Origin of the sequence: Komagataeibacter sp. FXV3, assembly GCF_015155755.1 — a bacterium.
GTDB lineage: Bacteria > Pseudomonadota > Alphaproteobacteria > Acetobacterales > Acetobacteraceae > Komagataeibacter.
In genome coordinates, this window is record NZ_VWPI01000165.1 from 1 (window position 1) to 14690 (window position 14690).

Consider the following 14690-nt stretch of genomic DNA (forward strand, 5'->3'; position numbering starts at 1 on the left):
GCCCATAACCGTTCGGGTGGGGAAGGGTTTGACTGGGGGCTGCTCAAGCCTGTTTTCCGGCGGGAATTCATGCTTGCCCATGGCATACGGTATGATCCCGTGGTGCGGCATGGGGAGGATTTCCTGCTCATGATCGCCTTCCTCATGGCTGGCGGCCGGTTTTTCCTGATCGATCAAGCCACGTATCTTTATACGCAGCGCCAGGGCAGCGTCAGTGGACGGGCATCGGGCATGTCACGCACGACCATTGCATATCGCGACATGCATGATGGCGCGCTGGCACTGGCGCGAGAGCCGCGTATCCGCGACAACCCCGAACTGGTGCGCCTATTGCACCAGCGTGCGGCCGGATTGCAGCGGCTGGATGATTCCTATTTTGTGTCCGTGGCGTTGCGTTCGGGGGCGGTGGGGGCAATTTGCCGCCGTATCATGCGGCGGCCTGCGTTCCTGCCTGCCATGATCCGGCAGGTGGTGGCGGCGCTCAGGCGCAGGCTGTGCCATTCCTGATGCCAGGGAAGCGCAGCAGGGAATGAAAATAAAAGCTTCCGGGTGCCGCCTTTTTTAAAAAGGTGGCCTTTTTTCTGAAGGTTTCTGAAAACAGGCCCAGAGGGCATGTCGCCATAACCTGTCCGGGCCATGTAAACATGGCCCGGATTTTTCTGGTGCGATCAGTGGGACTGTACCGCGTCCGGTCGCCCGAGCGAGATATATTCGAACCCTGCATCCTTTATGGTCGTGGGATCCCATATATTGCGCAGGTCCACAATCTTGCGACCCTTCATCTCCCGCGCCAGTTTTTCCGGCGCAAGTGAGCGGAATTCATTCCACTCCGTCAGCACGACAAGGATATCGGCACCTTTCGCCGCGTCCAGCGCATCCGTGCAGTAGGTAACGGATTGCGGCAGCACGGGACGGGCGGTTGTCATGCCGGCGGGATCAAACGCGCGGATATGTGCGCCCGCCTTGTCCAGCATGTCGAGAACGGGAATCGAAGCTGCCTCGCGCATGTCATCGGTTTCAGGCTTGAAGGTCAGGCCCAGCACCCCGATCGTCAGCCCCTGTACATCCCCATTGGCAAAGGCGATGATACGTTCGCCCATGTCCAGCATGCGCTGATCATTGACCGCGACCGTGGTTTCGATCAGGCGCACGGGTGATCCCGCATCGCGTCCGATTGCTGTCAGTGCACGTGTATCCTTTGGAAAACACGAACCACCAAAGCCCGGGCTGGGATGCAGGAACTTCTTGCCGATACGCCCATCCAGCCCGATGGAGCGCGCCACGTCATTGACGTTGGCCCCGACCTTTTCACACAGGTCCGAGATTTCATTGATGAAGGTAATTTTCATCGCGAGGAACGAATTGGCGGAATATTTGATCAGTTCTGCTGTCTCAAGCCCCGTAAAGACAATGGGCGTTTCCAGAAGGTAGAGTGGCCGGTACAGCTTGCGCAGGATGGTCTTCGCACGTTCCGTACCTTCCAGTTTATATTGGTCTGTGCCAATGACGACACGGTCAGGCCGCATGAAATCCTGAATGGCGTTGCCTTCGCGCAGGAATTCCGGATTCGACGCAACATCGAATTCCAGGTCCGGGCGCGTCTCACGCACGATGCGTGCAATCTCGCGCCCCGTGCCAACCGGCACGGTCGATTTGGTGACGATGATGGTATAGCCGTCGGCCGCGCGTGCGATCTGTTCTACTGCTGCGTAAACATAACTTGTATCCGCCTGCCCGTCTCCCCGGCGCGACGGTGTGCCGACGGCCACGAACACGGCGTCCGCCCCTTTGACCGCGGCGGCCATGTCGTCACCAAAGGTCAGGCGCCCGGCCTCCACGTTTTCCGCAACCAGGCGGTCCAGGCCGGGCTCGTAAATCGGGATACGCCCTTCCCGCAGGGCGGTCAGGCGGTCAGGGTTGGTTTCGACAATGGCAACATCGGTGCCAAATTCCGCAAAACATGTACCGGAGACCAACCCAACGTAGCCTCCACCAATCATAGCAATTCGCACCGGGACCTCCCTGATTCCGTATTGCGGCCTGTTGTCCGGAGCAGGCCGCGATCTAGAGCTTTCAAAAGCGGGTTGAATAAAACCAAAAGTAATAAGGGGTGCATGTTCCGTAACCCGGAAGATGTCATGCGGATGCAACACAAGGGCATGATCACGACGAAAATATGTTTAAGCACCACATTCTTGACAAAAAAATTTCCGCTAAGTGCATCCCGCAACATCGATGTCCGACATGACCGGTTCCGTTTCCTTCGGGAAGCGGCGGATACGTGCAGCATGAAACACGCAGGACGGAGTCACGATCATGACGTTTATGACAGCAACGGATGTAACCGTATCCGTGCCGGAATCCCGTAACCGCACCATCACGCCTGTTATCCTGTCCGGTGGTACGGGAACACGGCTATGGCCCGTTTCGCGTGCCTGCCATCCCAAGCAGTTCTGGGCGCTGGCATCGAACCGCACAATGATCGGCGAGACATTGCAACGCGCCACGGGCACGACATTCGCGCCGCCCATTGTCGTCTGTAATGACGCGCACCGTTTCCTTGTTGCTGAACAACTGCGCGAGAACGGGTGTGAGGACGGGCGTATCATCCTTGAACCCGCCGTGCGCAACACGGCTGCAGCGATTGCGGCCGCCGCCCTGCTGGCGGCGCAGGATGATCCCGAAACCCTTCTGTGGATCATGGCCGCCGATGCCGTTTTCCGTTATCCCGAGCGCCTGCCAGCAGTTCTGGAAAAGGCATCGGCCGTGGCGCGGGAAGGGTACATCGTCACATTCGGCATGAAACCCGACATGCCTGAGACGGGATATGGCTACATACGCCTTGGCGCGCCCCTGCATCCCGATCACCCTGGTGACAGCGTGTACCGTGTCGCCCGCTTTATTGAAAAGCCTGATCACCTGCGTGCGACCGAAATGCTGAATGAAGGGGGATATCTGTGGAATTCGGGCATGTTCCTTGCCTCCGCGTCCGTCATGCTGGCGGAACTGAAACGGCATGAACCCGATGTGCTGGAAAACGTGCGGCATGCACTGCTTGACAGTAAAAACGACCTGACCTTCCGCAGGCTGGACGCCACCGCCTTCCTGCGTTCCCCCAATGTCAGCATTGATTATGCGGTCATGGAGCGCACGGACCGCGCCGTGGTCATTCCTGCCGATCTGGGCTGGTCGGATGTCGGGAACTGGAATGCATTATGGGAACTGGGCGACAAGGACGCCTGTGGCAATGTGGCCGTGGGCGATGTCGTGCTGGAACAGTCTCATAACTGTTACGTGCGCAGCGAAGGCATGCTGACCGCCGTGGCGGGGCTGACAGATATCGTGCTGGTGGTTACGTCTGACGCCGTACTCGCGATTCATCGTGATTATGCGCAGGATGTTTCGGCACTGGTATCACAGCTGAAGATGGCCAACAGGCCGGAAGCCGAAATTCACAATCGCTGTTACCGGCCATGGGGTTTTTACGAAGGGCTGATTCAGGGCGAACGGTTCCAGGTCAAGCGGATCGTGGTGTATCCGGGCCAGAAGCTGTCGCTGCAGAAGCATTTTCACCGGGCCGAACACTGGGTTGTGGTCAGTGGTACTGCGATCGTGACGCGGAATGAAGAAAAACTTATGTTGCAGGAAAACGAAAGTGTCTATCTGCCGTTAGGGTGTATGCACCGGCTGGAAAATCCGGGACGTATCCCCCTGACCCTGATTGAAGTTCAGTCAGGTCCGTATCTGGGGGAGGACGATATCGTCCGCTTTGAAGATACTTACGGCCGACAGTAATAAGAAAAGCGTCGGTACATGCGTGTTGCCCGTGCGGGTTTCACGCATGTCACATTGGTTCCCTTGAACCGCCATATATCTGGATATGCGTTCATATCGTTACGTTATAATAACATAATTGAAAAATATTCTCGGGTTTGTGAATAATATGTGAATAGGAAATTTATTCCATGTATTGATGCCATGACATATTTTTGCCCAAAAATACTCGCAATATTTCTGGACTTGGAAGCTGGGTTCCAGCGTAATGTAAAAAACCAACAGCAGGTGAGGATCATTTCGCACTCGATTGTGCAGTGCGGAAAATGGCAGGCGAAGCCTTATCCGGCGTCAGGTTGCATCCCGCGCCGACAGGAGATGTTTCAAAATGAGCGAGGCACTCAGGCACTTGAAAAATGATGAAACAGACCTGTCGCCGCTATCCGTCGGGATCGACAGCATCCCGCGGGGTATCAATACGGCACGTAGTGGGGATGACGGCTTTGCCTACCGTCATCCTGTCCTGACACAGGTTGTTGTCGTGTCGGACGCCATGTCCGTATGCCTTGCCATCATGGCCTGTATTACGTGGCAGCGTATTTATGATACGCCTGATGAACTGTCCGGCGCCCTTCTGCTGGCCAATATCATGGCCGCGGGGGCGTTTTTTCTGTTTCCCAGGAATGTGCCGCTTCTGGATATTCCCGATCTGACGCGGGTTTCATGTCAGGTCCGCTATCTGCTGCCGCCCGTGGTGTTCGGCGGGGTAATCTTCTGCACCATTTTGTTCATGCTGTCATGGCCGCCTGTTGTCACGTTGCGCATGGGGGCGGAATGGCTGGTCTTTGTGGTGATCGCGCTGCTGATCGAACGGTGTGTGGGTACATACATCGTGCAGACGCGTGCGGTGACCCGTCGCCTGGCGCGTAAGGTGGCGATCATCGGTTCGGGCGCGGAAGCAACGCAGATGGCGTCGCGCATAAACGCACGCATGCAGCGCATGTTCCGCCTTGTCGGGACCTTTGATGACCGGGGCGGAAATGTTGACGGCACGATAGAAGAACTGGTGCTGCATGCGCGTGAAAATGACATTGATGCCATCATCATATGCTTTCCCCCGTCCGAAGGCGGGCAGCAGCATGTGATGGACATATTGTGGCGCCTGCGCGGCGTGCTGGCGGATGTCTATGTCGTGCCATCGCTCATGACGGAAGACTGTCACGGCTGGCCGGTTGAACGCTTCGGTCCGTTTTCCCTGACCGTGTTGCAGCGGCGTCCGTTAAGCGAATGGGACATGCTGGAAAAGCGTGCGTTCGATCTTACCGCCAGCATGCTGCTGCTTGTGGCGCTGGCCCCCGTGCTGGGACTTGTGGCGCTGGCGATCAAGCTGGATTCCCGTGGTCCCGTGCTGTTCTGCCAGCCCCGGCAGGGGTTCAATAACCGTTATTTCAATGTCTTCAAGTTCCGTTCCATGTATGCGGACATGTCGGATATGGATGCCGCGCGCCAGACGTCGCGCACCGATCCGCGTGTCACCCGTGTTGGCAAATGGATACGACGGCTGAGCATTGATGAACTGCCGCAGCTTTTCAATGTGCTGCGTGGTGAGATGTCACTGGTTGGCCCACGCCCCCATGCACCGCAGACACGCGCGGGCGGCCAACTGCTGCATGAGGCGATGGAGGAATACGTGGCCCGCCACCGTGTGCAGCCCGGCATTACCGGCTGGGCGCAGATCAACGGATCAAGGGGGGAACTGGTCACGCGTGATGACCTGCGCCGGCGCGTGGTGCTGGACCTGGAATACATACGCGCATGGTCGATCTGGCTGGATATCAAGATTATTTTCCTGACCATAAAGCGCGAGATCTTCAGTCGGAATGCGTTCTGAATTTCTTAATTTCCTGACGATGAACGGTGTATTCAAATGAACGCAAATACGGAAATCGCAGTAGATGATACGATTGTCGATGTCATGGGCCTGCCCCTGCACGACATATCGCGCACGGACATTGTCCAGCGCGTGGTGGATGCCGTGCGGGTGGGGCGGAAAATGACCGTTGTCAACGCCAATGCCCATATGGCGGTGGTTTCGCAAAAACAGCCATGGCTGCGCACGCTGTTCCGGCGTGCCGATATTGCGTTCTGTGACGGTGCGGGCGTCCAGCTTGCGGGTATCGTGCTGACGGGGCGGCATCTGCCGCGCACCACGCCGCCGGAATGGATCGGGCCGGTCCTGTCGAAACTGGGGCAGGATGCATCTGTATTCTGGATCGGGGGCAAGCCCGATGTGGTGGATAAGGCTGCGGCTGCCTTTTCTGATAAATATGGCGTGCGCACGGTGGGCACGCAGCACGGTTTCTTTGACCCGACACCCGGATCACGTGAATCCACGCTGCTGCTTGAACGCCTGCGGGCGACGCAGCCTGACATCATCCTGCTGACCATGGGCATGCCCCGGCAGGAACGCTGGCTGTATGACAACATGGATCATCTTCCCACCGGTGTCCTCATTACGGCGGGCGCGCTGGTTGACCATGCGGCCGGACGTGTGCACCGCCCGCCGCGATGGGTCGCGAACATGGGGCTGGAATGGCTTGTGCGTCTGGTGCGTGAACCGCGCAGGCTGTGGCGGCGTTATCTGCTGGGACTGCCTGTATTCGGGTTTCATGTCCTCGTTTATTTGCGGCGCAGGCTGATGCATCGGTCCACGTCGTCCATTTCGCGGAAACTTGCCGGATAAACAGCATGAATTACGTTTCCATACAGGGGCGGGCCACTTCAATGTCATGGACAGCGCACGATGTGGGCCTTGTCATTCGCCAGACAATGCGGGCATTCCTGCGGCACAGGATGCTGTTCGCACTGACCGTACTGGGCGTACTGGTTGCGGGTGGCGCAGTCATGCTGACGCTCAAGCCGCGCTATACCGCGACCACGACCGTCGTGGTGTCGGGACGTGCGCAGCAGGATCCGCTGGCTCCCAACGGGCAGCAGCAGAACCTGGCCCCGCCGGATGATGAACTGGTTTCAACCGAAGCCGCGATGATCCATTCGCGTGACGTCGCGGCCGCCGTCCTGGCGCAACTGCCGCCGCCGCCTGCCGCCCCTCATGTGGGCATGCGCGACCGGCTGTGCCACATGGGGCTGGGGTTCCTGTGCCATGCCAGCACGCCGGTTGACCCGGAGGTACAGCGTGAGCATGAGGAAGACGCCTTCCTCAACAACCTGACCATAACGCCAGAACCGCGCACGCAGATCCTTGATATCAACGTGGTGGATGGCGATCCCCAGCGTGCCGCGGCCCTGGCCAATGCAGTGGTCACGAATTACCAGCGCATTGCGCTGGCGCGGCAGACGGCGGATATCAATCATGTGGCCACGTGGCTGGACAACCGCACCGCCGCCCTGCGGCAGCGGTGGCTGGATGCCGTGCAAAAGGCCAATGCCTTCGACAACGCCAATGGCCTGACCAACACCACCGAGGGCAGCACCAGCACGCCGCTGATCGAACGCCAGATTGCCGATACCTCAGCCAATCTGAGCCAGGCCGAAGGGCGACTGGCTGCGGCGCAGGCCCGCGCCGACGCGCTGCGTGACGCCGCCGCACGGGGGGATGCGCGCGCGGCGGTCGCCCTGTCACAGGAACCCATTCTGGTGGCCACCGCCAATGCTCTCATGCAGTTGCAGAGTACGCGGCAGGAGGAAGCCGCGACCTATGGCCCGCAGCACCCGCGCCTGCGCGCGCTGGACCAGCAGATTGCCACCACCCGCGCCAGTCTTGAAGCCGAGACACAGGCCGCGCTGAGCACCATTCGCGAAGACCAGATTTCCGCCCGTGCGGAAGTGCAGCGCCTGAACGAAAACCTTGACCTTCTGCGTCAGAAGGCAGGTGGGCAGAGCGCGCCGCAGGCGGAATACCGCACGCTGGACCAGGAAGCGCAGAGTGCGCGCGCCGTGTATGAAACCTTTCTGGAACACGCCAAGGAAGTCGTGGATCGCGCAGCCCTGCTGCAGCCGCCCATCGCCGTCGTCTCCCACGCCGCCGCGCCCGATGTGCCCAGCTTTCCCAACCGCAAGAAGATCGGCCTGGGGCTGATGGCCGTGGCACTGGCTGCCGGGGCAGGGGCTGTGCTGCTGCGTGATTACTTCGCGGCCGGCTTTACCGAAATCGAGCGCCTGCGCGCGGCTGTCCCGCTGCCCTTGCTGGCGGTCGTGCCCAAGGTGGGGGGACGTTCGGAACAGACCGTACGCCGGCATGTGATCGACCACCCCTATTCCCGTGCGACCGAAGCGGTGCGCAGCCTTGTCATGCAGCTGTCCATGCGGGTGCATGAGGGGGGGCAGCCGCTATGCCTCGCCATTACCTCCGCCGGGCCGGAGGAAGGCAAGAGCACGCTGGCGCTGTGGATGGCGACCGTGGCCCGCCGGGGCGGGCAGAAGGTGCTGGTGATTGATGCCGATCACCGCCGGGGCATGCTGGACCAGTACCTGACCGATGGCACGTCGGGGCGGCCTTCGCTGGGCATGAGCGACCTTGTGACCACGGGCGTGCCGGTGGCGGATGTCATCCGCACGGATCCTGACACCGGGTTTGACTACATTCCCGCCGGGCGCACGATGCAGCATGCCTTCAGCCCTGTCGAGATCCGGCGCCTGCGCGCCATATTGGCTGAACTGAAACGGTCATATGAACTGGTCATCATCGACTGCCCCCCGCTGCTGGGACTGAGTGACGCGCTGGTGCATGCCAACATGGCCGATCAGGTCATCTTTGTCTGCCGCTGGAAAAGCACGGCACAGCGCGCCGTCATGGCCTGTCTGGAGCGGCTGGAAGCCTGTGGCGCGCCGCTGGCGGGCGTGGTGGCCACCATGGTGGAAGACAACGCCATGGACGTGATGGGCTACAGCTACGGTAACCGGGACATCAAGATCCTGAGCCGTTTCGATGACAAATAGGAACGGGGGATGAAATATTGAAAGTTCTGCATATCTGCCGCCAGTTCAGCCCCTCTGTCGGTGGGCTGGAGGATTCACTGCTCAACCTTGCCCGCAGCCAGAGACAGGACATGGGCATTGATGCGCAGGTCCTGACACTCGACAGCGTGTTCGGGCGTCCGGGCCGGCTTCCCCATCGTGACATCGTCGATGGCATCCCGGTCATCCGTATCCCATGGCGTGGTTCGACCCGTTATCCGCTGGCGCCACAGGTGCTGCGGCATATCGGGACGTTCGACCTGCTGCATGTCCATGCAATCGACTTCTTTTTCGATTTCCTGGCATGGACATGGCCGTTCCATCGCAAGACCATGATCGCCTCCACCCATGGTGGCTTCTTTCACACCGGTGCGCTGCGACGGATCAAGGAAATATGGTTCCGTACCATCACGCCGGTTTCCGTGCGGGCATACAGACGCATTGTCGCGTGCAGCTACAGTGATGCCGACCTGTTCCGCACCGTGGCGGCGGGACGGTTGCAGACAATCGAAAACGGCATCAACCAGACGCGCTTCCGTGACGCCGCATCCCGCACGCCGGGACGCACCATCCTGGCCTTCGGACGCTTTGCCGTGCACAAGCGGCTCAGGCTGCTGTTCCAGCTTGTCGCAATGCTGCGGCAAGAAGACCCGCAATGGAAGCTGATCGTGGCAGGTCAGGATTCCAACCTGACGGTGGCCGACCTGCGGCAGCAGGCGCAGGCATGTGGCATTACCGATGCCCTGCGTATCGTATCCGGGCCATCGGATGCCGCCCTGCGTGACCTGATGGGGGAGGCAAGTTTCTTTGGCTGCCTGTCCGCGCATGAGGGCTTTGGCCTTGCGGCGGTGGAGGCGATGTCCGCCGGCCTGATCCCCATACTGAGCAACATCACCCCCTTTGCCCGGCTTATGCAGCAGGGGGCGGCAGGCGTCATGATCGATCCCGACAACCTTGCCCCCGGCGTGCGGGAAGTGGTGGCACTGGCCGCGTCCCTGCCAGATACGGCGGATGCATTGCGTGCGCGGAATATGGAAGTGGCCAGTCATTACGACTGGGACAGCGTCGCGCAGGAATATGTGCGCCTCTATCAGCAGGTTCTGGGTCAGGCGGGGCCACGATCCGTCATGGCGACAGTAGGGGCCGAATAATGGCGCAGAGCAAATTTTCCACCAATTTCCTGTTCAACGTATTCGGTTCCATTTTCCCGATCATCGTCTCGCTGGGCACCGTGCCCTTCTACCTGCACCTGATTGGCACGGACAGGTATGGTATTGTCGCGATTTCATGGATCCTGCTGGGATATCTGGGGTTTCTGGATTTCGGGCTGTCACGTGCATCGGCCAACGCGCTGGCGCAGCTGGGCCATGCCACGGCGCGTGAGCGTTCACCCGTGCTGATGACGGCGTTTTACAGCAACCTCGGCCTGGGGGCGCTGGGGGGACTGATCCTGTATCCGATCGGGGATATGGTGCTGCTGCATTTCGTGCGGATCCCGCCGGACCTGCTGGCGGAAACGCGCCATGCCTATCCGTGGATGGCGGTCATGCTGCCGCTGGGCATGATCAATGGCGTGGCGACGGGGGCGCTGGAATCGCGTGAACGTTTCCTGCTGTCCAACATGCTCAATTCCAGCACCACCATGGCGGGGCAGATCATTCCGCTGATCTGCATTCATTTCTTCGGGCCGCAGCTTACGGTTGTCCTGCCGTCCATCGTGCTGTCGCGGCTGGCCATGATCGCGCTGGCCTATTGCGTGGTCATGGTGCTGGAATGGCCGATCCGCCCGATGGATTTTGACGTGAAATGGCTCAAGCGCCTGCTGGGTTACGGGTCATGGGTCAGTATTTCCAGCCTGATCAACCCGCTGCTGGATACGTCAAACCAGCTTATCATCGGCGCGACGCTGGGGGTCACGTCGGTCGGGCAGTACACCGTGCCGATGAACCTTGCCATGCGCTCGCAGGTCGTGGCGACGGCGCTGGCGCGCACGCTGTTTCCGCGCCTGTCGCGTGCTGATCGGGGGGAGGCGGTTGACCTGACCCGGCGGGCCACCGCGTCGCTGACCTACGGGTTTGGCATGATCTGCGCGCCGGGCATCCTGTTTTCGGGGGCATTCCTGCATATGTGGGTGGGCGGCAGCTTTGCCGATGTCTCACGCCCCGTGGCCGAAATCCTGATGTTCGGGGCATGGACCAACGGCATCGCCTTCCTGCCCTACGGATTGCTGCAGGGACAGGGGCGGCCCCATATCACGGCCAAGGTCTCGATGGTGGAGATCCTGCCCTTCTTCTGCGTATTGTGGATGCTGATAAAATGGTGGGGTCTGCCAGGGGCCGCGGCGGCGTGGATGTTGCGGGTCACAATTAATTTAGTTGCTCTTTATCTGTTGTCGGATTGCCTGTCACAACAGACTTGGCGACTTGTGCCAGGAATATTGATAATGACAGGGGCGCTGATTGTGAGTCTGTTGATTCCGATGAATCTGGTAGCTTCCGCATGCGCTGCCGCCATGGCGGGGCTGGCGATGGCTGTCGCCGCATACCGGCTGGATCCGGGACTGCGTGACATGGCTCACCGATTTATCCAGCGTGCGGGGGGCAATCCCCGTCTTACGATTACAGGTTAGGGTAAGGTATGAAGGTAGGGCGGTTGCAGGATGGTGCCAGGGTATGGCGCTGCCTGTCGCGGGGACCGGTCGGGATGGTGGTGCTGGGGATCGGTCTGCATGCGCATGATGCGCATGCACAGCTGATCCAGCAGCTTTTCCCTTCTGATATTCCCGGATATTCGACGGATATGACCGGTTCGGTCGTAACACGGCAGATGATGGGTCAGCAGACGGATGGCATTGGTCTGGGCAGCTGGCTACTGCGGCCCAGCGCATCGGAAAATGTGGGCTATAATTCCAACACGCTGGGTATTCCGGGATCGGGTAGCCCCGTGGTGCAGACCTCGGCCAATGTCAGTGTCAATTCGCGGTGGCGGCGTCATGCGCTGGGGGCATCGGTGGGCATGGACGATCACCGTTACCCCACGCAGTCGATCGCCAGTTACACCAATTGGCATGGCAATATCGGCGGGACGCTCAATCTGGGTCACGATACGCTCAGCATGGCCTATTCCCATTATCAGTATCACCTGTCCGCGACCAACCTGGGCGTGTATGGCGTGGTCTATCCCGTGCCGTACCAGGTCAATGACGGGCGGCTGACCTATACCAAGATGTTTGGCCGGTTCAGCCTGATCCCGGCGTTCGATTATCAGGATTTCTCCTTCGGGACGGCGCCGGGGCCGATTTCGATTGATTACGGCACCATCAGTCACAAGGTGGAAACCGGGTCACTGACCTCGCGCTATGAATTCTCACGCGGGAATGCGGCTGTCGTCGTTTTTCGCGGGTCCGCCGCGCAATATGATTCAGCGCCCGAGGCATCGGTCAACAATTATGCCGACGGGGCCGGTTTTGGTGGCGTGGATTTCCGCAGCGGGCAGGTGTGGCAGTACCGCCTGCTGGTTGGTGGGGAAACGCGCAGTTTCAGCAGCGGTCGCAGCCCTTCGGTCACGACGCCGACATTCGAGGTCAATGTGTCATGGATGCCGCGCCGCATCGATACCGTCAACCTGACGGCGGCACGCCACCTGAGCGATCCGGAAACCCCGTTTGCCCGAAATCAGGTGGTGACGGACGTGCGCCTGCAGTGGGACCATGAACTGCGGCATAATGTGTTCCTGCGCGCTTATGCCGAATATGGGGAAAGTGCGTCGCAGTCCAGCATGACGGTGCCCACGGGTTCCGCAATCTCCAGCCTGGAGGGCAACCGACTGCAGAAACAGATCCATTTTGGCGGGTCGGTTTTCTGGAACATCGACCGTCACGTCAGGGCTTCCCTGACCTATAACTATGTCAATAACGCCACATCGGGCGGGAACGTGAATTATCTGAACATCCCGGGGCGTCTTTCCACGTTTACGAGCAATACGATACTGTTGGGCTTTTCCTTCTCTGGCTGATGTTGGTCTGCCGCATAGGCGGCAGGCGAAGGAAAACCACATTGAATGATTTGGGAGTGACCATGTTTGCAATGATACGGAACACGTGTCGGCCCATGATGATGCAGGCAGCCGGCGTCACGGCCCTGCTTGCACTAAGCTGCTGCGCCTCGGCGCATGAACAGTCCTTTGACGCGGTCGATACCCGGGCCTACCACCTTGGTCCGGGTGATCAGGTGCGTGTCATTACCTACAATGACCCGCAACTGAGCAACACGTTTACCGTAAGTGACAACGGGAATATCGATTTCCCGTTACTGGGAACGGTGCCCGCGGCGGGTGTCGAGCCACGTGACCTGGCCCAGCGTATTTCCGCCAGTCTGGAGCAGAAGGGGATCCTGACCCAGCCCAGTGTATCCGTGGAAGTCGCGCAGTACCGGCCGATCTTTATCCTGGGTGAGGTCAACCATCCCGGCCAGTATCCCTATCAGCCGGGGATGACCATGCTGACCGCTGTTGCACTGGCGGGGGGCTTTACCTACCGCGCCGTGACCAACCGTGCGACCGATGTGCGGCATGAAGACCTCAATACCCCCGCGCATGAAGGCCGCATATCACGTGCGACCGTCTTGCTGCCCGGTGATGTGGTGACAATTGACGAGCGGTTTTTCTGAAACCTGAACGATACAGGAAGTTAGGGGGATAACATGCCCAAGGCCCGTTCCATCCCCAGCCTGACCGGCGTACGTGGTGTTGCGGCGCTATGGGTTTTCATGACCCATTTCTATGGTCTGGCTGCCGATATCCTGCACCAGCCATGGATGCTGCATTCACTGTTCCTGTTCAATGGTTTCCGGGGCGTGGATCTGTTTTTCGTGCTGTCGGGCTTTATCCTCATGCATGTGCATGAAGGGCAGTTCGCTGTCCTGCGGTGGCATGTGATCCGGGACTTTTTCATTGTCCGCTTCTTCCGGGTCTATCCGCTCAATACATTCGTGCTGCTGGCCATGGTACCGCTGGTATTGCTTGCGCCGGGTTATGTGGCCATGCAGCGTTATTATACCGACCCGTCCTTCGCCTATCGCGTACACAACCTGTCCCTGCCGGGGTTCGTGCAGACCCTGCTGCTGGTCCAGAGCTGGACCGTGCTGAAGCTGGGGGAATGGAACATCGTGTCATGGACCCTGAGTGCGGAAGTGCTGGGTTATCTCCTGTTCCCGCTACTGGCCATGGGGGCGATGCGCATTGCATCGCCACGCCATGCACTGGCACTATGTGCCGCCAGCCTGGCATTGCTGGTCATGGTGCTGTTTGCCTGCCACCATGCCAATAACAACCCGACGGGTACATTTGGCGCCATTCGCATGTTCTTCTGCTTTTGCGCGGGAATACTGCTGTACCGCGCCTATCACCTGTTGCCCGACAGTATGGAACGGCATGCATCGTCCATTACGTTGGGGGCGGTTGCGTTTATTGCGGCAACACTGTTTTTCCCGGTTGTGCCGGTGCTGGATGTGTTCGGATTTACGGCGCTTATTTTCGGGCTGGCCTATCAGCGCGGTGGGGTGGATGCGCTGCTGCGCTCCGGTCCGGTCATATGGCTGGGACGCATATCGTTTTCGTTTTACCTGACGCATTACCTGATCATTGGCATCATATCATGGGGTATGGGTGAAAGGTTGCGCCATCTGGATTTCGTGCCGGGGCTGGCGGTTACTTTTGCAATATTCGGGTTCTGCCTGCTTGTGGGCATGGTCTGTTACCATCTGGTTGAACGCCCTTCGCAGCGTTTGGGCCGCAGGGTCATGCAGCGGGTCGAAGCCCGTGATGCCATGGTTGCAGTACGTGGTGCGGCCTGATCGGCTGTATTCAGGAAACCGTGTTGTTCTGAATGAATACTGTTTTTTGTCGTATTAAGGCAGCGTACTCCATATTTATGCCACAGA

Annotated in this window: 10 protein-coding genes and 1 pseudogene; 10 read left to right on the forward strand and 1 reads right to left on the reverse strand. The window is 59.4% G+C overall.

What is annotated here, in order from left to right; translation table 11 throughout:
• Positions 1-507: pseudogene (locus F1542_RS15540) on the forward strand (glycosyltransferase family 2 protein); the annotation flags it as partial.
• Between the two features lie 161 nt (positions 508-668).
• On the opposite strand, the gene F1542_RS15545 reads toward F1542_RS15540, so the two are convergent.
• A complete protein-coding gene (locus F1542_RS15545; protein ID WP_227672802.1) occupies positions 669-2000 on the reverse strand; it encodes a UDP-glucose/GDP-mannose dehydrogenase family protein in 1332 nt (443 codons plus the stop codon).
• 316 nt (positions 2001-2316) lie between these two features.
• Between F1542_RS15545 and F1542_RS15550 the strand changes: the two genes are divergently transcribed.
• The 9 genes from F1542_RS15550 (at position 2317) to F1542_RS15590 (ending at position 14603) form a co-directional block, all read left to right on the forward strand.
• On the forward strand, positions 2317-3795 hold the full coding sequence (locus tag F1542_RS15550; protein ID WP_193733844.1) for a mannose-1-phosphate guanylyltransferase/mannose-6-phosphate isomerase: 1479 nt from the start codon (positions 2317-2319) through the stop codon (positions 3793-3795).
• 367 nt (positions 3796-4162) lie between these two features.
• Entirely contained in the window at positions 4163-5665 is a 1503-nt protein-coding gene (locus F1542_RS15555; RefSeq protein WP_227672796.1) for an exopolysaccharide biosynthesis polyprenyl glycosylphosphotransferase, read from the forward strand.
• A 36-nt stretch (positions 5666-5701) separates the two neighbouring features.
• Positions 5702-6517, forward strand: coding sequence for a WecB/TagA/CpsF family glycosyltransferase (locus F1542_RS15560; protein WP_193733845.1), 816 nt, complete (start codon positions 5702-5704; stop codon positions 6515-6517).
• A 5-nt stretch (positions 6518-6522) separates the two neighbouring features.
• A complete protein-coding gene (locus tag F1542_RS15565; protein WP_227672797.1) occupies positions 6523-8733 on the forward strand; it encodes a polysaccharide biosynthesis tyrosine autokinase in 2211 nt (736 codons plus the stop codon).
• 17 nt (positions 8734-8750) lie between these two features.
• Positions 8751-9902, forward strand: coding sequence for a glycosyltransferase family 4 protein (locus tag F1542_RS15570; protein ID WP_193733846.1), 1152 nt, complete (start codon positions 8751-8753; stop codon positions 9900-9902).
• Complete coding sequence (locus tag F1542_RS15575; RefSeq protein ID WP_193733847.1) at positions 9902-11380, forward strand: oligosaccharide flippase family protein; 1479 nt, start codon at positions 9902-9904, stop codon at positions 11378-11380. The genes F1542_RS15570 and F1542_RS15575 overlap by 1 nt, the downstream gene beginning before the upstream one ends.
• 74 nt (positions 11381-11454) lie before the next feature.
• Positions 11455-12765: an outer membrane beta-barrel protein gene (locus F1542_RS15580; protein ID WP_193733872.1), complete on the forward strand. Its 1311-nt coding sequence runs from the start codon at positions 11455-11457 to the stop codon at positions 12763-12765.
• A gap of 95 nt (positions 12766-12860) precedes the next feature.
• Entirely contained in the window at positions 12861-13418 is a 558-nt protein-coding gene (locus tag F1542_RS15585; protein ID WP_193733848.1) for a polysaccharide biosynthesis/export family protein, read from the forward strand.
• Positions 13419-13451: 33 nt separating this feature from the next.
• On the forward strand, positions 13452-14603 hold the full coding sequence (locus F1542_RS15590) for an acyltransferase (protein WP_193733849.1): 1152 nt from the start codon (positions 13452-13454) through the stop codon (positions 14601-14603).
• The last annotated feature ends 87 nt before the right edge of the window (positions 14604-14690 follow it).

Coding starts and splice junctions, on each gene's coding strand:
- F1542_RS15545 (WP_227672802.1), bottom strand. CDS start 2,000: ATGATTGGTGGAGGCTACGTTGGGTTGGTCTCCGGTACATGTTTTGCG.
- F1542_RS15550 (WP_193733844.1), top strand. CDS start 2,317: ATGACGTTTATGACAGCAACGGATGTAACCGTATCCGTGCCGGAATCC.
- F1542_RS15555 (WP_227672796.1), top strand. CDS start 4,163: ATGAGCGAGGCACTCAGGCACTTGAAAAATGATGAAACAGACCTGTCG.
- F1542_RS15560 (WP_193733845.1), top strand. CDS start 5,702: ATGAACGCAAATACGGAAATCGCAGTAGATGATACGATTGTCGATGTC.
- F1542_RS15565 (WP_227672797.1), top strand. CDS start 6,523: ATGAATTACGTTTCCATACAGGGGCGGGCCACTTCAATGTCATGGACA.
- F1542_RS15575 (WP_193733847.1), top strand. CDS start 9,902: ATGGCGCAGAGCAAATTTTCCACCAATTTCCTGTTCAACGTATTCGGT.
- F1542_RS15580 (WP_193733872.1), top strand. CDS start 11,455: ATGGTGGTGCTGGGGATCGGTCTGCATGCGCATGATGCGCATGCACAG.
- F1542_RS15585 (WP_193733848.1), top strand. CDS start 12,861: ATGATGATGCAGGCAGCCGGCGTCACGGCCCTGCTTGCACTAAGCTGC.
- F1542_RS15590 (WP_193733849.1), top strand. CDS start 13,452: ATGCCCAAGGCCCGTTCCATCCCCAGCCTGACCGGCGTACGTGGTGTT.